Raw genomic sequence first — 19920 nt, forward strand, 5'->3', positions numbered from 1 at the left:
GAGGTCGTATGAGGGAGAACAGGCATGTCCGCCTCGCGTTGATCCTCGGGGTCGCCGCACTCTGCATGATGACGCTCGTCATGGCGCCGATGATGATGATCGGCGGTTTCCCGTCGTTCCCGTCGATCAGCGGCCCGGAGGCCCAGGCCGCCTGCCGGGAGACGGCGCAGACCGTGGGCGACGAGTCGGAGACGGCCACCTCCGACATCCCCGAGAAGTACCTGAAGCTCTACCGCGAGCACGGCAAGGAGATCGGCGTGCAGTGGAACGTGCTCGCCGGGGTCGGCAAGCGCGAGACCGACCACGGGCGTTCCACGCTCCAGGGCGTGCAAAGCGGCGTCAACTACGCCGGTGCCGCCGGGCCGATGCAGTTCCTCATCAGCACGTGGGGCGGCAAGGCGAAAATCAAGATCCCTTCCACGTTCAACGGCTACGCCTCCGACGGCGACGGAGACGGCTGGGCCGACGTGTACAACCCGGCGGACGCCATCCTAGGCGCGGCGAAGATGCTGAAGCGGAACGGCGCGCCGGAGGATGTGCGCCGCGCGCTGTTCGTCTACAACCGGGCCTGGTGGTACGTCGACCAGGTCATGGAGATCGCGGGCAGGTACGCCAAGGACGGCGAGGTCACCACGCCGCCCGAGGCCGACGAGAGCTGCGACGACACCCTGGTGGAGGAGGCGCCGACCGACACGGTGGCCGCGATCCTCGAGTACGCGATGGCCCAGCGGGGCAAGCCCTACGTCTGGGGCGGCACCGGGCCGGCGGGCTACGACTGCTCCGGCATCATCTACATGGCCTACCGGAGCGTCGGCCTGACCATCCCGCGTACCACGTTCGGCCAGTGGCCGTTCGGCGTGCGGGTGCCCGCAGGGGAGGAGCAGGCGGGCGACCTCGTCTTCTTCAACTCCGGCCCCGGCACGGGGCCCGACCGTCCCGGGCACGTGGGCATGGTGGTCTCGCCGGGCAAGATGGTCGAGGCCAGGTGCCGGCTGTGCGGGCCGATCAAGGTCACCACCTACCGGGACCGCGTCGGGATCGTGGGATACACCCGGCCGCTGCAAAACCCCCAGATTCTCGAGCAACTGAGATTGAAGGAGCAGGGCTGACACAATCGGGTGTCATGGAAAAAGTCGTTGTGGGCGCCGCAATCGTCGACGGCGCCGGGAGACTGCTCGCCGCCCAGCGCGCCGACCCTCCCGAGCTGGCCGGGGGCTGGGAGCTGCCGGGCGGGAAGGTCGACCCCGGCGAGGGTGAGCACGCGGCCCTGGTCAGGGAGTGCCAGGAGGAACTGGGCATCCTGATCGAGGTGGGCGAGCGGGTCGGGGGCGACTGGGCGCTGGCCGGTGGTTACGTTCTGCGTGTCTGGATCGCGGCCATCGCGGAGGGCAGGCCGGAGGCCAGGGAACACCTGGATCTGCGCTGGTTGAGCGAGGAAGAACTCTACGACGTCGCCTGGCTTCCGGCGGATCTTCCCATCGTCCGGGCGGTACAAGGTCGTCTCAACGATGGGCAAGATCGGTTCAATATGGATTGATCGACTCCGTGGCGTGACATAACTGCTACTGGACGTGGCGATGTCGCGCGCCCTCACTCGGGGAAACGGAGATATGCGGTGACCAGATGGTGGCGTGGTACTCGGATCGTGTCAGCAGTCGGAGCGGGGGTGCTCGTCCTCGGCGGCGCCACGGGGGTGCACGCGGTCCAGAGGGACGAACCGGTGCGGCCCTCCTACGACCTGGCCTCCGCCGCGGACTCCCGTACGGCGCCGGAGGATCGTGGTACCGGCGAGCTCGTCCCGTTCCGCATCAGGCTTGAGGGGCCGGGCACCGGCGCCCGGCTGGCGGTCGCCACGGCTCCGCCCTGGGCGCTCAGGGGGGTCCTGTGCCCGATGAAGGTCACATCGCCGGTACCGATTCCCCGGGGGGTGGCGGTCTGCCGGCTCGGCGACCTGCCCGCGCGGGGCGGTTCGGTCGACGTCCTGCTCGACGTGCCCGCGTACGCGCGGGACATCATGGTGACCGCGGTGGCGCGGATGCGCGCGCCCGGCGGCGCGACGGTGACGCAGCAGGCGCGGGGCCTCGTCAGGCTCCCGGAGGGGCGCCCGATCCGCCCGGCGCAGGGGCAGGTACGAGGGCAGACGCAGGGACAACAGGGACAGGCGCGGGGCACGGTGTCGCGCTACGACAGGATGGATCTCACCCGTCCGGTGGGGGAACTCCGGCTCATCACGGCGGGTCCCGCTCAGGGCATGGCCCCCGGCACATCGCCGGGCACGGCCCTCGGTGCTCCCGGTTCGCCGTCGTTCACGATTCCCGGTTCGCCGTCAGGCGCGGTTCCCGGCATGTCGTCGGGTACGGCTCCAGGCACCCCAGGCACCCCAGGCACCCCAGGCGCTCCGGGCATGTCGCCGGGCGCGGTGCCCGGCACCCCCGGTTCGCCTTCACGGCCGGTGCCCGGTGCTCCCGGTACGCCGTCGCGCGCGGTTCCCGGGTCCCTCGCAACTCCTGGCATCCCGTCGACCGGTACGGCCAGGGACCGGAGTGTCCCGGGCGCTCCCGAGGCGCCCGTGGCCGCGATCGCTCCCGGTCAGGGAACGAGGACCGTCCCGGTGCCCGGCCGCGCGGGTGCGCCCGCCGGAATCGGCGCGCCCGATGCGGCCCGCCCGGTTCCCACGCCCCCTCCCGGCGCCGGGCAGGCCGCGGCGCCGCAGAACGTGACGGCCGTGAACGTGGGCGAGGCCGACCAGCGCGTACTGGTGGCCCTGCTCGACGCCTTGGTGGGACGCCCCGTGACCCCGGGGCCTCGTCCGGTCGCGCCGGGTACGGGCGCCGGGACGGTCCCGGGGAACCCGGCACCGGGCGTGGTGGCCGGCGGTCCGGGCGTTCCCGGGGGACGGCCCGGTGTGAGCGCCGTCGCTCCCGGCGGAGCGTCGCAGCCCGGAGGAGGTACGCCCGGCACCGCCTCCACCCCGAGCGGCACGACCACCGGCGCGCCCGGGGTGAGCGTCGCCGGCCCCGGCGCGGCACCCGGGACCGCGGGGACATCCGGAGCGACGGCCGGCCGGCCCGGGGTACCGGGCATGACCGGTACGGCTCCGGCCACCGGGCGGCAACCGGCGAGGACGCCCGTCACCCCCGCCACGCCTCAGGGCGGTGAGAACGCGAACAACCCGGCCCTCGACCCCGGCATGACTCCCGGTGCGGTGCGCGGGGTCGCCGGGCAGCAGCGATCCACCGGCCGGGCCGGGACGGTTCGCCAGGGAGCGGCGCGCCCGGCCGGTCCCGGACGCGCGATGAGCGGTCAGCGGGCGACCGGGCGGGCCGGGGCGCACGCGGCGCGGACCGGACCCGTGGTCGGCCGGTCACCGATCACCGGTCAGCGACCCGTCGGCCGGCCGGTCTTCCCCGGTCCGGGAATGCCGCAGGGCCTGCCGCAGAACATGATCCGGCAACTCGGGGCGCTGCCCCCGGGGATGGGCGCCCCGATGACCGGCAGGCAGCCGGGTGGGCCGGGACGGAAGCAGGCCGGACGGCAGGCGAGTGGGCTCACGGGCGGTTCGATGAGCGGTCCGATGGGGCCGGGGCACCCGTCGACGGGCCACCCCGGCATCGGTCAGCCGGGCTACGGGCCGGCCATGATCGGCCCCGGCTCGGCCGGTCAGGCCGGAGCCGGCCGGCAGATGCCGGGAGCTCAGATGCCGGGAGCTCAGATGCCAGGAGCCCAGATGCCGGGCATGCAGATGCCCGGCATGTCGCCGCAGGGAGTCCACGGACCTCAGGGACCTCAGGGACCTCAGGCGTCCCAGCAGGGTCAGATGCCGCCGATGACCATGGGGATGGCGGGGACGCTCCAGATGCCCGGCACCGTGGACGGCTCCCAGCTCCGCCTGCCGCCCGCGGGTCCCTTCCCGGCCGGCGCGCAGGGCTCCGTACAGGCGGCCGCGCCGCAGGGCGCCCCCCTCCCGCAGGACCTGGGCGCTCCGGACGGCCGGCCGCGGCCGATGGCGGAGTCAAGTTCGTCGCTGACAGGGATCGGCGGCCTGCCGGTGGTCGCCCTGGCGGTGGCGACACTCCTCGGCCTACTCTGGCTGCAGAGGCGGATCCAGCGCCGCCGTCGATCTCGTTCTGTTTTGTAAAACACGGTTTACTGTTACTTTGCCCGACTAGTATTTCCTTGACGTATTCGTGGTTGATTGCGTGGAGGACACCGGTGACGCCAGTGCGGCGCAGGGCAGCTGTCTCCGCCGTTGTGATGTCCTTGGGGCTCAGCGGTGCCGTTCTGCTCGTCGTGGTGCCGCTCGCCGGTTCCCCGGCGGCCGGTGCGACGGTCAGAACGGTGCTCGCCAGCCCGTCGGAGATCCCCGGATGTGACGTGGACCCGTCTGGGATCTGTGAGGAGCCCACTCCGATCGTCACCGTCACGATCACCGAGGAGCCACCCCCCGAGCCGCAGAAGACCGTGACCAGCACGGTGATCGTCCCGCCCAAGAAGACGAAGGCGCCGAAGCCCACCCCCACGCAGCAGCAACAGCAACAGCAGGAGACGGTCCAGGAGCCCCCGCCGGTCCAGCAGACCACGCCTCCTCCCGCCGTCGACCCCCCTCCGGTGACGCAGGCGCCCCCCACCCAGGGGCCCGAGGAGCAGGACGTCCAGTTCCCGCCCAACTCGCCGCAGGCCACCCCGGAGGCCACCCCGCCCCCGGCCGCCACGCCGAGCGAGACCGCCACGTTCGACGACGGCGCCTCGGGGGCGGTGTACGAGATCCGCAACGCGGGTTCCGAGTTCGACGGGGCCACGCTGAGCCGCCAGCTCGGCATCCCGGCGCTGATCCTGGTGCTGCTGGTGCTGTTCGCCGTCCTGATCTTCGAGGGCAGGCTGCGCCGCCTGGCCCACGCCGCCGCGATCCGCCGGGCCGGTCCCCGCGTGGCGGGCCGGCGCGGGGAGGCGATGGACCCCATGATGTATCCGGCCGGATCGGCGTTCGTCCCCGCCCACTACCAGTCCGGCACGGCGTACGCGCCGATCATCAGCCTCGTCCCCATGCAGATGTACGGCCCGCCCTACCCGGAGGGCCACGCCCCCGAGCAGTACCCCCACGGCTACGAGCAGAGCACGGCCTACATGCCGGCCCCCGGCTACGGGCAGCCCGGCGGGTACGTCGACCCGTACGGCAGGACCGTCACCGGCCCGGCCGGGCCGCCCGACCCGCACGGCCCGGCGGCCGCGTTCCAGGGCCCCCCGTCGTCCGTGCCCGGGCCCGGCGAGAGGGACTTCCCCCGCGGGGAGGCCGCGTTCCCCGGGGCGCCGTTCCCGCAGGAGCCGCCTCGCGGCGCCATGGGCTCCGGCGGGCCCTCGGGGAGCTTCCAGGACGCTCCGCGGGACGACTTCAAGCCCTTCGGCCCCGCGTCTCACGATGTTCCCGGCAGTGCCTCCGCGCAGGACCGGCCCTTCGCCGACGGCCTTCAGGACGCCCCCCGGCCCTTCGGGCCCGAGCCGAGGGACGCCGGGGACACCTCCGGCGCCCCCGGGGAGCGACCCGTCCAGGAGCCGTCCGCGACGGCGGTCTACCCGCTCCAGGGGCAGGGCACCGGACCGGCCCCTGGCACGGACGAGGGCGGCCCGGGCGAGAGCACCGGCAAGAAGAGGCGCGGCCTCTTCCGCCGCTCCTCCTGACCCGGCCCGGCCGCTCCCCGATCCCACGCCGCTCCTCCTGACCCGGCCCGGCCGCTCCCCGATCCCACCCTGACCGCTCAACGACGGCGCCGCCCGAGGAGACCTTCCCTCGGGCGGCGCCGTCGTGCGGTGGTGGAGCGGGTCAGCTCTTCGAGCCGGGACGCCTGAAGATCTTGTTGCCCAGCCAGACCAGCGGGTCGTACCTGCGGTCGACGACGCGCTCCTTCATGGGGATCAGCGCGTTGTCGGTGATCTTGATGTGCTCCGGGCAGACCTCGGTGCAGCACTTGGTGATGTTGCAGTAGCCCAGGCCGTGGTCCTCCTGGGCGGAGTCCTTGCGGTCGGCCACGTCGTAGGGGTGCATGTCCAGCTCGGCGATCCGCATCAGGAAGCGCGGACCGGCGAAGCCGGGCTTGTTCTCCTCGTGGTCACGGATGACGTGACAGACGTTGTTGCACATGAAGCACTCGATGCACTTGCGGAACTCCTGGGACCGCTCGACGTCGATCTGCTGCATGCGGTACTCGCCCGGCTTCACGTCGGCCGGAGGGGTGAAGGACGGGATCTCCCTGGCCTTCTGGTAGTTGAACGACACGTCCGTGACCAGGTCCTTGATCACCGGGAACGTCCGCATGGGCGTGACGGTGATCGTCTCGTCCTCGGTGAAGGTGGACATCCGGGTCATGCAGCCGAGCTTCGGCCTGCCGTTGATCTCCATCGAGCAGGAGCCGCACTTGCCGGCCTTGCAGTTCCACCGGACGGCCAGATCGGGGGCCTGGGTCGCCTGGAGGCGGTGGATGATGTCGAGGACGACCTCGCCCTCGTTCACCTCGACCGTGAAGTCCTCGAGCTTGCCCTCGCCGCCCTCGCCCCGCCATATGCGGAACTTCGCCTTGTAACTCATGGTTACTCCTTGGCCAGCGCGTCGAAGGCGGCCAGCTCTTCCTGGGTGATGTACTTCTTCAGCTCGTCACGTTCGAACAGCGTGATGAGGTCGTCCCGCATCGGGGTCTGGACCTGCTCCTCGACCGTGACGCCGGAGCCGTCCGCGCTCAGGCCGCAGCGCAGGATCCTGGTGCGCCACTCCGGCGACATGACGGGGAAGTCGTCGCGGGTGTGGCCGCCGCGGCTCTCCTCGCGCAGCAGCGCGGCCTTGGCCACGCACTCCGAGACCAGCAGCATGTTGCGCAGGTCGAGGGAGAGGTGCCAGCCCGGGTTGTAGATCCGGTTGCCTGCCGCGCCCACGCCCTGGGCCCGCTCCTTGAGCTTCTCCACCCCCTCCAGCGCCTCGGTGACCTCCTCGGCCTTGCGGATGATGCCGACCAGCTCGTTCATCGTCCGCTGCAGCTCGTGGTGGACCTCGTAGGGGTTCTCGCCGGCCCGCTCCAGCGGGGCCAGGGCCTCCGCGGTCGCGCTCGCCACGCTCTCCTCGGAGATCGCCGGACGGGCCGCCAGCGCGTCCACGTACGCCGCCGCGCCCGCGCCCGCGCGCCGCCCGAACACCAGCAGGTCGGACAGGGAGTTGCCGCCCAGCCGGTTGGAGCCGTGCATGCCGCCGGAGACCTCACCGGCCGCGAACAGGCCGGGGACCGCCGCGGCGCCGGTGTCGGCGTCCACCTCGACGCCGCCCATGATGTAGTGGCAGGTCGGGCCGACCTGCATCGGCTCCTTCGTGATGTCGACGTCGGCCAGCTCCTTGAACTGGTGGTGCATCGACGGGAGCCGCCTGATGATCTCCGCGGCCGGCAGGCGGGTGGAGACGTCCAGGTAGACGCCGCCCTGCGGTGATCCGCGGCCCGCCTTCACCTCGGAGTTGATCGCCCGGGCGACCTCGTCGCGGGGGAGCAGCTCCGGGGGACGGCGGTTGTTGGCCTGGTCGTCGTACCAGCGGTCGGCCTCCTCCTCGGAGGTGGCGTACTTGTCCTTGAACACCTCGGGGATGTAGTCGAACATGAACCGCTTGCCCTCGGAGTTCCTCAGGACACCGCCGTCGCCGCGGACGGACTCGGTGACCAGGATGCCGCGGACCGAGGGGGGCCAGACCATCCCGGTGGGGTGGAACTGGATGAACTCCATGTTGATCAGCTTCGCCCCGGCCAGCAGGGCCAGCGCGTGACCGTCACCGGTGTACTCCCAGGAGTTGGACGTGACCACGTAGGACTTGCCGATCCCGCCGGTGGCCAGCACGATCGCCGGGGCGTCGAACAGGATGAGCTTGCCGTTCTCCCGCCAGTAGCCGAAGGCGCCCGAGATCGCGCCGCCCGCGTCCTGGAGCAGGCGGGTCACCGTGCACTCCTGGAAGACCTTGATGTACGCCTCGGCGTCGCCGTGCAGCCGCTCGTCCTCCTGCTGGAGCGCGACCACGCGCTGCTGCAGCGTGCGGATCAGCTCCAGGCCGGTGCGGTCGCCGACGTGGGCCAGCCGCGGGTACTCGTGCCCGCCGAAGTTACGCTGGCTGATCCTGCCGTCCTTGGTGCGGTCGAACAGCGCGCCCCAGGCCTCCAGCTCCCAGACCCGGTCCGGGGCCTCCTTGGCGTGCAGCTCGGCCATCCTCCAGTTGTTGAGGAACTTGCCGCCGCGCATGGTGTCGCGGAAGTGCACCATCCAGTTGTCGTCGCTGTTGACGTTGCCCATGGCGGCGGCGGCGCCGCCCTCGGCCATGACCGTGTGCGCCTTGCCGAACAGCGACTTGCAGACGATCGCCGTCCGCTTGCCCTGCTGGCGGGCCTCGATGGCCGCCCGCAGGCCCGCACCGCCGGCGCCGATGACGACGACGTCGTATTCGTGACGCTCGATTTCCACAGTGATCCTTATGCGAACGAGAAGGCGATGATGCCCTTGGCGACCAGACGCACGTACAGGTCGGCGCCCATGACGGAGAACATGGAGATCAGCGCGAGCTGCGAGTGCCTGGCGTTGAGCTTGGAGACGAAGCCCCAGGCCCGGTAGCGGATCGGGTGCTTGGAGAAGTGGTTCAGGCGCCCGGCCGTGATGTGCCGGCAGGAGTGGCACGAGAGCGTGTACAGGTTGATCAGGACCGCGTTGGCGATCAGGATCCAGGTGCCCAGGCCGCCCGGCTTCTCGATCAGCGCCTTCACCGCGTCGTAGGCCAGGACGAGGCCGATGAGGATGGCCGCGTAGAAGAAGTAGCGGTGCACGTTCTGCAGGATCAGCGGGAAGCGGGACTCCCCGGTGTACTTCTTGTGCGGCTCGTTCACCCCGCACGCCGGCGGGGAGAGCCAGAAGCCGCGGTAGTAGGCCTTGCGGTAGTAGTAGCAGGTGAAGCGGAACCCCGCGGGAAGGCCGAGGATCAGCAGCCCCGGGGGCAGGGTGTACCAGTCGCCGAAGGGGGCCAGGCCGAACAGCCGCGCGTCCGGCGGGCAGCTCGTCGCCAGACAGGGCGACGCGAACGGCGCGTGGTACGGGGACATGAAGTAGCTTTTATCGAAGATCGCCCATGTGGCGTAGACGAGAAATGCCGTGAAGATGATGAAGGTGACCAGTGGATAGCGCCACCACTGGTCCGTACGCAGGGTGCGCTCCTTGATCTGCGCACGCTGTCTTCTGGCCGGGCTCTCGGCCGTTGTCTGGGTCATCGAGACCTCTCCACCTCCCGCGGACCCCGCTCGCCCAGGGGTCCGGGTCGTTTCAGTTCTGCCACGTGTCGGGCCATGGTCGCGCCGGCTCACACGTGCGCGCGCATATTGGTGGGGGATACGTTACGACGGAGCCCGGGGCTTGTGTGAGAGGGGTCACTCACAATTTCACTGACCCGGTGTGATTCCTGTCACGTTGGCCAGCCAAGGCTCCCCGCCTGCGACATCTCAAGGGGTGGATGATCACAGCGAGGTCTCGGGGGTCGTGGAGACCGCCGTGACGGGCCGCTGCCCGACGGCCACGCGCCCGCCCCGTCCCGGGGCGCGCACGCCGCCCGCCCGCCGTCCCCCGCCTTCGCGCGCCCTCGCGGACGCCGTACGGGGGACTCAGTAGTGCTGGTTGGAACTGGGCAGTTTGACGACCGTGACGAAGAAGTCGTCGATCCGCCGCACCACGCTGATGAACTGGTCGAAGTCGACCGGCTTGGAGACGTAGGCGTTGGCGTGCAGGTTGTAGCTGCGCAGGATGTCCTCCTCCGACTCCGACGTGGTCAGCACGACCACGGGGATGCCGCGGAGCCGCTCGTCGGCCTTTATGTCCTGGAGCACCTCCCGCCCGTCCTTGCGGGGCAGGTTGAGGTCGAGCAGGATCAGGTCGGGCCGGGGCGCGTCCTCGTAGCCCGCCTCCTTGCGCAGGAAGGCCATGGCCTGCTCGCCGTCGTTGACCACGTGCAGCTTGTTGCGGACCTTGTTGAGCTCGAACGCCTCCCGCGTCAGCAGGACGTCACCCGGGTCGTCCTCGACCAGGAGAACGTCGATCCAGCGCAGGTCATTCATTGGTCTCTCCAGTGGGAAGGGTCCAGCGGAAGGTCGTGCCGGGCCGGTCGGACCTCTCGGTGTCCAGCCAGATGCGACCGCCGTGGTACTCGACGATCTTCTTGCAGAGCGCCAGCCCGATGCCGGTGCCGGCGTAGACGTCCCGGCCGTGCAGGCGCTGGAAGATCAGGAAGATACGGTCAGTGTATTTGCCGTCGATGCCGATGCCGTTGTCGGTGCAGGAGAACTCCCACATGTCCCCGTCGCGGCGCGCCCCGACGTGGATCTCCGGAGGGTCCTGCCCGCGGAACTTGATCGCGTTGCCGACGAGGTTCTGGAAGAGCTGGGTGAGCTGGACCCGGTTGCCGCGCACCTCGGGCAGCTCGTCGTGGGTCACCGTCGCCCCGGCGTCCTCGATGGTCGCGCCCAGGTTGTGCAGCGCGGCCTTGAACGGCACCCCGGAGTCGATCGCGACGCGCTCGCCGGCCCTGCCGACGCGGGAGAAGTCGAGCAGGTCGTTGATCAGCAGCTGCATGCGCTTGGCGCCGTCGACGGAGAAGGAGATGTACTGCTTGGCGCGCTCGTCGAGCTGGTCGCCGTAGCGCTGCTCCAGCATCCGGGTGAAGCTGGCCACCTTGCGCAGCGGCTCCTGGAGGTCGTGGCTGGCCACGTAGGCGAACTGCTCCAGCTCGGCGTTGGAGCGCTTGAGCTCGGTGGCCTGGTCCTCCAGCTTCCGCTGCGTGTCGGAGGCCCGCCGCCACTCCGACAGGATGCGGCGGCGCATCGCGTCGACGTGACCGGAGAGCTCGGCCAGCTCGGCCGGGCGTTCGACCGCGAGCCGGTGGTCGAAGTCGCCCTGGGACACCGCGCGGACCTGGTCGGTCAGCTCGGCCAGCGGGCGGAGCACGGCGTACCGCACGATGAGCACCGCGGCGATCCCGGCGACCAGCAGCGCCACCGCGACCCCGATGAGCGCGATGTAGAGCGCCTGCCAGCCGGCGTCGAGCCGGGCGGTACCGGACTCGTGCAGCCGGTTCAGGTGCTCCTGCAGCCCCTCCAGGGACGCGCGGACCTCGTTGAACCGGGTGGCGTTGACGGCGGCGTTCACCCGGGCCGCCTCGGTCTTCAGCGTGGGCACCGAGGCGATGACCTTCTCGGCGTAGTCGCGCCGCCACTCCTGCCCGGCCCTCTCCAGACGCCCGACCTCCGCGCCGACCGTCTCGCGTTCGGGCATCCGGGGGACCAGCGCGTCCAGCGCGTCCAGCGCGACCTTCTCGGCGAGGACGGCCTGCCGGTAGGCCGCCAGGGAGGCGTCGTCGTTGGTCCTGCCGTACCCGCGCACCGAGCTCTCCTGCGAGGTCAGCGCGTTGGTGATCTCCAGGGTGCGCAGCGCCGCCGGGTCGACGACGTCGACCAGGGTCTCCTTGGCGTCGCGGGTCTCCTCGATCGCGTTGATCGTGACGACGGCCGAGATCATGAAGACCAGCGCGATGCAGGCCCCGGCGAGCAGGAACCAGCGCCTGACCGGCAGCCGTCCGAGGCCCTGGGGGGCGCCGGGGCCTGAGTCGGGCACCGAGAGCGGGCGCGGGCTGGGGCCGGGGCCCGAGGGGCCTGAGGGGCCGGTCATCGGGGTGCGCTCCGGGAGATGAGCACGGTCGCCAGGTCGTCGCTGAGCGCGTCGCGGTTCAGCTCGATCACCCGCTGGATGAGACGGTCGAGGTCGATGCCGCCCTCCTCCTGGACGAGGCTGAGCAGGCCCTCGGTGCCGAGCAGGTCGGGCCCGCCGCCCACGGTGGCCTCGATCAGGCCGTCGGTGTAGAGCAGCAGGGACCAGTCCTCGCCGAGGGGGACGTCGATCGCCGTCCACTCCACGCCCTTGAAGATGCCCAGCGGCGGTCCCGACGGCGTGCCCGGCACCACGCCGATCTCCCCGGCGCGGATCAGCAGGGGCGGCGGGTGACCCACCACGTGCATCCGCGCGCGGTCGAGGGCGGGGTCGATCGTGACGATGCACAGGGTGGTGAAGATCTCCGCGGACTTGCGCTCCAGGCGGAGCACCGCCTCCAGCGTGCCCAGCAGCTCGTTGCCGGTGTGCCCGGCCAGCACCAGGGTCCGCCAGGCGATCCTGAGGGCGACCCCCAGGGCGGCCTCGTCGGGGCCGTGCCCGCACACGTCGCCGACCACCACGTGGACGGCGCCGTCCGGGCTCTGCACGGTGTCCCAGAAGTCACCGGCGAGCAGGGCGCGCCTGCGGCCGGGCAGGTAGCGGGCCTGGTGGTCCAGCCCGTCCGAGGTCAGCAGCGGGACGGGCAGCAGACCGCGTTCGAGGCGGGAGTTCTCCTTGGTGAGCAGCTCCGCCTCGACCAGCCTGCGCTGGGCCAGGTCGGCGCGCTTGCGCTCTATCGAGTAGCGGATCGCCCTGGCCAGCAGGCGGGCCTCCACGTCCTGCTTGACCAGGAAGTCCTGGGCGCCGGCGGCCACGGCCTCCACGCCGACGTGGGTGTCGTTCAGCCCGGTCAGCACGAGTACGGCGGCGTGCGGCGCCATCGACAGCACCTGCTCCAGCGCCTCCAGGCCGGACGCGTCGGGCAGTGACAGGTCCACGAGCACGCACTGCACGTCCTCGGTCAGCCGCTCCCGGCTCTCGGCCATGCTCCGCACCCAAATGATCTTGGGGGGCTGCTCCGCCTCGCCGAGCAGCTCCTCCACGAGGAAGGCGTCGCCCGCATCGTCCTCGATGAGAAGAAGCGTGAGCGTTTCGTTGGCGGGGGCGGTCACTGACGCCTCTTCGTGAGATCGGGAGAACCTTCGACGCTACGTAGAATAGTGGGATCGTTCCGGTCCTGAGGATGCCTGGGTGAGGTGATTTGTCTCCCGCCACGAACCGGGCACGGCGAAACGGGTGCAAAGGATCTCAATGACGTCCTCGTCGAGAACCGCCGACACCCCCGGCGACTCCAGGGCCCTCACCATCGCGTACAGCACGTCGGCGTGCGGTTGCCGCAGAAGGGCGCCTGCTCGTCCGAGCGCGCGCTGGTGCTCGCCGCCGGCCAGAAGCCGCGCGTAGCCGCGGAGCATGTCCTCGCACCGTTCGAAGGCGTCCCTGCGCGCCCGCTCCAGCTGCCATCGGTTCAGGCGGAAGGTGGCGACGGTCGCCTCCCCTTTCGGGGTTCTCGCCCGGTAACGGCCGGTACGCAGGATGAGCCGGAGATGATCGTAGGGATCCTCGACGGACGGGTCGATGAGCAGGCACTCACCGCTCACCGGGTCGCACGGGTAGTCCGCGCGTTTGGCGTTGCTGTTGCAGTGGTCGCAGGCGAGGAAGTGGTTGAGCCGGTCGAAGGCCCGGAGAGGGGCCAGCGTGATCGGCTCGAAATGGTCGATCGCCGTGCCGAGGCTGTCCCCGCAGTACATGCAGCGCTCTATCCCCGGGGCCATGGGCCGTAACGCCTCTCGCAGGGCCGATCGGTCCGTGGATGCGCCCTTCCACCGGCTGCGGGCCGCGGGTCCGTCCGCCGAGCGCGCACGGAGGTGATCGGTGTGCGCCCGGAGCCGGTCGGCGAGTCTCGGGGAGAGAGACGCGCGGATCAGCGGGATCACGAATCGGGCCCGAGGGTCTGGGATACCTCCCGCACCCGGGTGGCGGGTGAACTCGCCAGTGTCCGGCTGAGGCGTTCGTACTCCTCGATCTCCGCGGGTGTGGCGTTCCCGTCGAGGACCTTCACCTCGAGATCCCCCAGATCTTCGCGGAGCTCGTCCGAGCGGGGGGAGTAGGCCGAGTCCACGCCGAACAACTCCGTCACGACGGCGTCGTCGCCACTGCCGTAGACGATGCGGCGGTAGAGGTCCTCGTCCACGACGCGCGCGGAGTCCTCCTCGTCCGGACCCGGCAGGCGGATGAGACCCCCCGGGCTCGCGCTCTGGCAGACATAGGGGCTGTGCGTGGTGACGATGAACTGGATCCTGGGGAAGTGGGCCTTCAGCCACTCGCCGATCTTCTGCTGCCAGCTCACGTGAAGGTGCGCGTCCACCTCGTCGATCAGCACGACTCCCGGATGCGTGAGTGCGGGCACCCCGTTCACCTGACCGAAACCGAGACTTCCGTAGGCCAGGTACATCTGCCGCACGATGTCGAGCACCAGGGCCGTGACGGCTCGGTAGCCGTCACTCATCCTGCGCAGCGGGACCTCCTCGCCACGCCTGTCGACCCACAGCCCGTCGGAGTCGACCCGGCGTATCCGATGATCGTCGGGAAGGAGGCCGTCGGAGAGCAGGGCGAGCACGTTCTCCAGCAGGGGCCCGGCGCCAGGCCTCTCCTCGAGCTGGAGAAGGTGCTGCTCGACCAGCCAGTCGACTCCCTCGGTCAGGGCGGCGTCCTCGTCGAACAGCGTGCTCATCCCGCCGTCGTGGCGCCCTCGCCGATCGTGGCCCCGTCTGATCGGGGATCCCCCGGACAGACGGCGGAACGGGCCGTAGCCGACGCACAGCCAGCCACGGCCGGTGTGCCCACCGCGCGGCGGGCCGGAGAGCCGGTCGTCGGTCTCCCACCCGACTCCGTGGCCCGGGTGCCAGCGGGTGGTCGTCGTGATCGATCTCTGAAGACCGGTGAAGAGGCCGGCGTCGTCGAGGTGCTCGTCGGGGACGATCGTGACGCTCACCATGCGGGGCCGGTCGTCGGAAGGCGGGTCGGCCCACGCCTCCACGTCGGCGCCGGGCATCAGCCAGGACCCGCTTATCGCCAGGCCGATGGCCTGGAGCAGCGTCGTCTTTCCCGCCCCGTTGCGGCCGGCGAGGACGGTCCAGCCCGCGTAGGTGTGGTCGGGACGGGCGAAGGCGAGGTCCACCTCGCGGGCGCCGGAGAAGCCGCGCACGCCGGAGATCTTCAGATGTGCGACGTACACGTCACCTTCCCTCTTCCGTTTCGCGCTCGGCGGCGCGTGTTCCGGCCGTGCTCGCAGCTCACTCTAGGCATGCGCCTGCCCCAATGTCCTGATCTTGACCGGGTGTACGGGTTCACGGCTCGGTGATCAGGTCGAGGCCCTCGGGGAGTTCGCCGTCGCGGGCGGCGTCGGTGAGGAAGAGGAGCAGGGTCGCCCGGAACGCCTGGGCCGCGCGGGTGGGCTCGACGTCCTTGCGGTGCGCGATGGCGACCGTACGGCGCAGCCCGGGAGGGGCCAGGGGTGTCCCGGTGAGCCCCGGCCTGCCGTCCAGGACCATCGAGGGCACCAGCGCGACCCCGAGCCCCGCCTCCACGAAGCGGAGCACCGCGTCCATCTCGCCCCCCTCCACCGCGAAGCTGGGCTCGAACCCGGCCTGGCGGCAGGCGCTCAGCGTGGCCTCGCGCAGGTCGTAGCCGCGCCGGAACATCACCATGGGGCGGCGCCGCAGCTCCTCGATGCGCGCGTACGGCCTGCGGGTGTGCCCGGCGGAGGGGGAGGCGACGACCAGGTTCTCGCTCAGGATCTCCTCGGTGACCAGGGCGGGGTCGTCGCTGTGCAGCGGCATGATGATCAGCGCCAGGTCGAGCTGGCCGCGGGCGAGCGTGCGGACCAGGTCGCGGGAACCGCCCTCCTCGACGAACAGCTCGATGCCGGGGTAGGCCCGGTGGAAGGTGGCCAGCACGTCGGCGAGCAGGCCGGCGCAGAGCGAGGGGGTGGCGCCGAGCCGGACACGGCCGCGGCGCAGCCCGGCAAGCTCGCCCACCTCGCTCCTGGCGGTCTCGGCGTCGGCCAGCATCCGGCGGGCCAGCGGCAGCAGCGCCTCGCCCGCCGGGGTCAGCGTGACGTTGCCCCGGGCGCGGCTGAACAGCGGCGCGCCGAGCTCGGCCTCCAGGGCCCTGACCTGCTTGCTCAGCGAGGGCTGGGCGACGCGCATCCGCTCGGCGGCCTGGGTGAAGTGCCGGGTCTCGGCGACCGCCACGAAGTAGGCCAGTTGCTGGAGCTGCACGTTTCCCTAGCGTAGGGGGTGCGCCTTCCGGACGCCCGGCTCCCGTGGCGCACCGGAGCGCCGGGGTACCGGGGTGACGGGTGCAGGGGTACCGGGGTGCAGGGGATCCGAGGGGCCGGGGTGCTGAGCGGCGGGGACCCGGGACCCTGGGTACCTGGCCGGGAGCGCCTCTAGCGCATCGGGGTGCCGGGGGCGGATCCGGGGCGGGCGGGGAGGCCGGAGAGGATGTGAGATTGCTCGCACCAGGCCGAACGCCGCGAACCCGCAGAGGCGGCAAAGCAGAGCCGATAGCCACAGGCTATCGAAACCACATCCACGATGACTTGGACGGAAGCAAACCCGCCTGCCTACCGTCGCGGGTGTGACTGCCACTGTTGAGCGCGGATCCGCTCCCGCACCGGTGAACCCCCCGGCGGGCACCGGCAAGAACGGGAAGAAGAGCGCCAAGCCCGCCCGGCCCGGGCGCAAGGGCGGCTTCCTGGCCTCCTCCAACGGCCGCAAGGTCGTGATGGCCGTCACGGGTGCCGTGATGGTGCTCTTCCTGATCGGCCACATGGCCGGGAACCTCAAGAGCTTCCTCGGCGCCGGCTCCTTCAACGACTACGCGGCCTTCCTGCGCACCATGGGCGAGCCGCTGCTGCCGCACCGCGTCCTGCTGACCGTGGTCGAGGCGGGGCTGGTCGCCGCGGTGGCGCTGCACATGTGGGCCGCGGTCTCCCTGGCCCGGCGGGCGCGCAAGGCCCGCCCGGTCAGGTACGCGGTCAGGCGGAAATCCCGCTCCGGCGGCTACGCGGTCCACACCATGCGCTACGGCGGCGTGGTCATCGTCCTGTTCGTGATCTACCACCTGCTGGACCTGACGTTCGGCACGGCCAACCCCGCGGGGCCGGCCTCCACCCCCTACGAGCGCCTGGTGGAGGGCTTCGCCCCCTCGCGCTGGTGGGTGACCCTGTTCTACGTGCTCGCGGTCGTCATGGTCGGCCTGCACCTGCGCCACGGCCTGTGGAGCGCCTTCCAGACGCTCGGCCTGGCCAGCCGCCGCAGCTACCGCGCGCTGAGGGCCTCGGCGACCGGCCTGTCGCTGCTGCTGGTCGTCGGTTTCCTGGCGGTCCCGGCCGCCGTCGTGATCGGAGTGATCAAATGAACGGACCCGTCGAGAGGTACACCGAGGGCGAGCCGATCCGCGACACCAAGGCCCCGGACGGTCCCATCGAGGACCGCTGGGAGAAGCGCAAGTTCGGCGCCAAGCTGGTCAACCCGGCCAACAAGCGCAAGCTCGACGTCATCGTGGTCGGCACCGGCCTGGCGGGCGGCTCGGCCGCGGCGACGCTCGGCGAGCTCGGCTACAACGTCACCTCGTTCTGCTACCAGGACTCGCCCCGCCGCGCGCACTCGATCGCGGCGCAGGGCGGCATCAACGCGGCCAAGAACTACCGGGGCGACGGCGACTCGATCTACCGGCTGTTCTACGACACGGTCAAGGGCGGCGACTTCCGCGCCCGCGAGTCCAACGTCTACCGGCTGGCCCAGGTCAGTGTGAACATCATCGACCAGGCCGTGGCCCAGGGCGTGCCGTTCGCCCGCGAGTACGGCGGCCTGCTCGACACCCGCTCCTTCGGCGGCGCGCAGGTCTCGCGGACCTTCTACGCGCGCGGTCAGACCGGCCAGCAGCTCCTGCTCGGCGCCTACCAGGCGCTGGAACGGCAGATCGCGGCCGGCACCGTGACCATGCACACCCGCCACGAGATGCTCGACCTGATCGTCTCCGACGGCCGGGCGCGCGGCGTCATCGTCCGCGACATGGTCACCGGCGAGATCCAGCGGCACCTGGCCGACGCGGTCGTGCTGGCCACCGGCGGCTACGGGAACGTGTTCTTCCTGTCCACCAACGCCAAGGGCTGCAACACCACGGCGATCTGGCGGGCGCACCGGCGCGGCGCGATGTTCGCCAACCCCTGCTACACCCAGATCCACCCGACCTGCATCCCGGTCAGCGGCGAGTACCAGTCGAAGCTGACCCTGATGTCGGAGTCGCTGCGCAACGACGGCCGGGTGTGGGTGCCGCTGGAGCGGGGCGACGCCCGCCCGCCCGCGGAGATCCCCGAGGCCGAGCGCGACTACTACCTGGAGCGGATCTACCCGGCGTTCGGCAACCTGGTCCCGCGTGACATCGCCTCCCGCGCCGCCAAGAACGTCTGCGACGAGGGGCGCGGCGTCGGCCCCGGCGGCCTGGGCGTCTACCTCGACTTCGCCGACTCGATCGGCCGCCTGGGCCGCGACGCGGTGGAGAAGAAGTACGGCAACCTCTTCGAGATGTACGAGCGCATCACCGGCGAGGACCCCTACGCCCAGCCGATGCGCATCTACCCGGCCGTCCACTACACGATGGGCGGACTGTGGGTGGACTACGACCTGCAGTCCACGGTCCCGGGCCTGTTCGTGATCGGCGAGGCCAACTTCTCCGACCACGGCGCCAACCGCCTCGGCGCCTCCGCGCTGATGCAGGGCCTGGCCGACGGCTACTTCGTGCTGCCGACCACGATCGGCGACTACCTCGCGAACGGCCCGTACGGGGAGGTCGACGAGGAGGCCGTGGCCGAGGCCGAGATCGGGGTGCGGCGGCGGATCGACCGGCTGCTGACCAACGACGGCGACCGCACGGCCGACTCCTACCACCGCGAGCTCGGCAAGCTCATGTGGGACTACTGCGGCATGGAGCGCACCGAGGAGTCGCTGCGCAAGGCGCTGGAGCGCATCCCCGAGCTGCGCGAGGAGTTCTGGAGGAACGTCAAGGTCTCCGGCGAGGCCGGCGAGCTCAACCAGGCGCTGGAGCGGGCCGGCCGGGTGGCCGACTTCTTCGACCTGGCCGAGCTGATGTGCGTCGACGCGCTGCACCGCACCGAGTCGTGCGGCGGCCACTTCCGCGCGGAGTCGCAGGACGCCGACGGCGAGGCGCTGCGCGACGACGAGAACTTCGCCTACGTCGCCGCCTGGGAGCACTCCGAGGACGGCCCGATCCTGCACAGGGAAGATCTCGACTACGAGTACGTGACGATGAGCCAGCGGAGCTACAAGTGAACCTCACCCTGAAGGTCTGGCGGCAGAAGAACCCCGACGACGCCGGGCGTATGGTCACCTACCGGGTCCAGGACGTGTCCCCGGACATGTCCTTCCTGGAGATGCTCGACGTCCTCAACGAGCGGCTCATCCTGGAGGGCGACGACCCGATCGCCTTCGACCACGACTGCCGCGAGGGCATCTGCGGCATGTGCGGCATGGTCATCAACGGTGTCGCGCACGGCGAGCAGGTGGCCACCACCACCTGCCAGCTGCACATGCGCCACTTCGAGGACGAGGCCGTCATCACCGTCGAGCCGTGGCGCGCCGCGCCCTTCCCGGTGGTGAAGGACCTGGTCGTGGACCGCTCGGCGTTCGACCGGATCATCCAGGCGGGCGGCTTCGTCTCCGTCCCGGCCGGATCGGCCCCCGACGCCCACAGCGTCCCGGTCAAGAAGGAGAACGCCGACGCGGCGTTCGACGCGGCCACCTGCATCGCCTGCGGGGCGTGCGTCGCCGCCTGCCCGAACGGCTCGGCGTCGCTCTTCACCGCGGCGAAGATCACCCACCTGAGCCTGCTGCCGCAGGGCCAGCCCGAACGCGACTCCCGCGCCAGGGCCATGGTCGAGCAGATGGACGCCGAGGGCTTCGGCGGCTGCACCAACACCGGGGAGTGCACGGCGGTCTGCCCCAAGGGCATCCCGCTGGACACCATCGCCCAGATGAACCACGACTTCCTGCGGGCCTCCAGGTAGGCCCGGACGGGCCTCCGGCAGGCCGGGACGCACCTCCGGGCGGGCCGGGACGGCCGGGCTCAGCGGTCCATCTC

The 19920-nt window shown here is 71.1% G+C and carries 16 protein-coding genes; 7 read left to right on the forward strand and 9 right to left on the reverse strand.

Features of this window, described 5'->3' with window-relative positions; translation table 11 throughout:
• Positions 1-8 precede the first annotated feature (8 nt).
• From ACLQ2R_RS28170 to ACLQ2R_RS28185, 4 genes are all read left to right on the forward strand, one after another.
• Entirely contained in the window at positions 9-1109 is a 1101-nt protein-coding gene (locus ACLQ2R_RS28170) for a C40 family peptidase (protein ID WP_425963746.1), read from the forward strand.
• Between the two features lie 14 nt (positions 1110-1123).
• On the forward strand, positions 1124-1537 hold the full coding sequence (locus ACLQ2R_RS28175; protein WP_425963747.1) for a (deoxy)nucleoside triphosphate pyrophosphohydrolase: 414 nt from the start codon (positions 1124-1126) through the stop codon (positions 1535-1537).
• 108 nt (positions 1538-1645) lie between these two features.
• Entirely contained in the window at positions 1646-4138 is a 2493-nt protein-coding gene (locus ACLQ2R_RS28180; RefSeq protein WP_425963748.1) for a hypothetical protein, read from the forward strand.
• A gap of 116 nt (positions 4139-4254) precedes the next feature.
• Complete coding sequence (locus ACLQ2R_RS28185; RefSeq protein WP_425963749.1) at positions 4255-5676, forward strand: hypothetical protein; 1422 nt, start codon at positions 4255-4257, stop codon at positions 5674-5676.
• Between the two features lie 142 nt (positions 5677-5818).
• Here ACLQ2R_RS28185 and ACLQ2R_RS28190 read toward each other — a convergent pair whose 3' ends face one another.
• The 9 genes from ACLQ2R_RS28190 to ACLQ2R_RS28230 all read right to left on the reverse strand — a co-directional run bounded on the left by ACLQ2R_RS28190 (position 5819) and on the right by ACLQ2R_RS28230 (position 16034).
• Positions 5819-6580: a succinate dehydrogenase/fumarate reductase iron-sulfur subunit gene (locus ACLQ2R_RS28190; protein WP_425963750.1), complete on the reverse strand. Its 762-nt coding sequence runs from the start codon at positions 6578-6580 to the stop codon at positions 5819-5821.
• A 2-nt stretch (positions 6581-6582) separates the two neighbouring features.
• Entirely contained in the window at positions 6583-8478 is a 1896-nt protein-coding gene (locus ACLQ2R_RS28195; protein ID WP_425963752.1) for a fumarate reductase/succinate dehydrogenase flavoprotein subunit, read from the reverse strand.
• An 8-nt stretch (positions 8479-8486) separates the two neighbouring features.
• Positions 8487-9272 carry a hypothetical protein gene (locus ACLQ2R_RS28200; RefSeq protein WP_425963754.1) on the reverse strand — a complete coding sequence of 262 codons (786 nt, stop codon included), beginning with the start codon at positions 9270-9272 and terminating at the stop codon, positions 8487-8489.
• Positions 9273-9659: 387 nt separating this feature from the next.
• Positions 9660-10109 carry a response regulator gene (locus tag ACLQ2R_RS28205; protein ID WP_425963756.1) on the reverse strand — a complete coding sequence of 150 codons (450 nt, stop codon included), beginning with the start codon at positions 10107-10109 and terminating at the stop codon, positions 9660-9662.
• Entirely contained in the window at positions 10102-11715 is a 1614-nt protein-coding gene (locus ACLQ2R_RS28210; protein WP_425963758.1) for a sensor histidine kinase, read from the reverse strand. The genes ACLQ2R_RS28205 and ACLQ2R_RS28210 overlap by 8 nt, the downstream gene beginning before the upstream one ends.
• Complete coding sequence (locus ACLQ2R_RS28215) at positions 11712-12866, reverse strand: PP2C family protein-serine/threonine phosphatase (protein ID WP_425963760.1); 1155 nt, start codon at positions 12864-12866, stop codon at positions 11712-11714. Before ACLQ2R_RS28215 ends, ACLQ2R_RS28210 begins: the two co-directional genes overlap by 4 nt.
• A 36-nt stretch (positions 12867-12902) precedes the next feature.
• On the reverse strand, positions 12903-13526 hold the full coding sequence (locus ACLQ2R_RS28220; RefSeq protein ID WP_425963762.1) for an HNH endonuclease: 624 nt from the start codon (positions 13524-13526) through the stop codon (positions 12903-12905).
• 158 nt (positions 13527-13684) lie between these two features.
• Positions 13685-14989, reverse strand: coding sequence for an AAA family ATPase (locus tag ACLQ2R_RS28225; protein WP_425963764.1), 1305 nt, complete (start codon positions 14987-14989; stop codon positions 13685-13687).
• A 112-nt stretch (positions 14990-15101) separates the two neighbouring features.
• Positions 15102-16034, reverse strand: coding sequence for a LysR family transcriptional regulator (locus ACLQ2R_RS28230; RefSeq protein WP_386244073.1), 933 nt, complete (start codon positions 16032-16034; stop codon positions 15102-15104).
• Between the two features lie 361 nt (positions 16035-16395).
• Here ACLQ2R_RS28230 and ACLQ2R_RS28235 point away from each other — a divergent pair, with 361 nt between their 5' ends.
• The 3 genes from ACLQ2R_RS28235 to ACLQ2R_RS28245 are packed head-to-tail and all read left to right on the forward strand — an operon-like array spanning position 16396 to position 19846.
• A complete protein-coding gene (locus ACLQ2R_RS28235; protein WP_425963766.1) occupies positions 16396-17178 on the forward strand; it encodes a succinate dehydrogenase cytochrome b subunit in 783 nt (260 codons plus the stop codon).
• A complete protein-coding gene (locus ACLQ2R_RS28240; RefSeq protein WP_425963768.1) occupies positions 17175-19112 on the forward strand; it encodes a fumarate reductase/succinate dehydrogenase flavoprotein subunit in 1938 nt (645 codons plus the stop codon). The genes ACLQ2R_RS28235 and ACLQ2R_RS28240 overlap by 4 nt, the downstream gene beginning before the upstream one ends.
• Complete coding sequence (locus ACLQ2R_RS28245; protein WP_425963770.1) at positions 19109-19846, forward strand: succinate dehydrogenase/fumarate reductase iron-sulfur subunit; 738 nt, start codon at positions 19109-19111, stop codon at positions 19844-19846. Before ACLQ2R_RS28240 ends, ACLQ2R_RS28245 begins: the two co-directional genes overlap by 4 nt.
• The last annotated feature ends 74 nt before the right edge of the window (positions 19847-19920 follow it).

This window comes from Streptosporangium sp. DT93 (assembly GCF_049844535.1).
In the GTDB taxonomy this organism is placed as follows: Bacteria; Actinomycetota; Actinomycetes; order Streptosporangiales; family Streptosporangiaceae; genus Streptosporangium.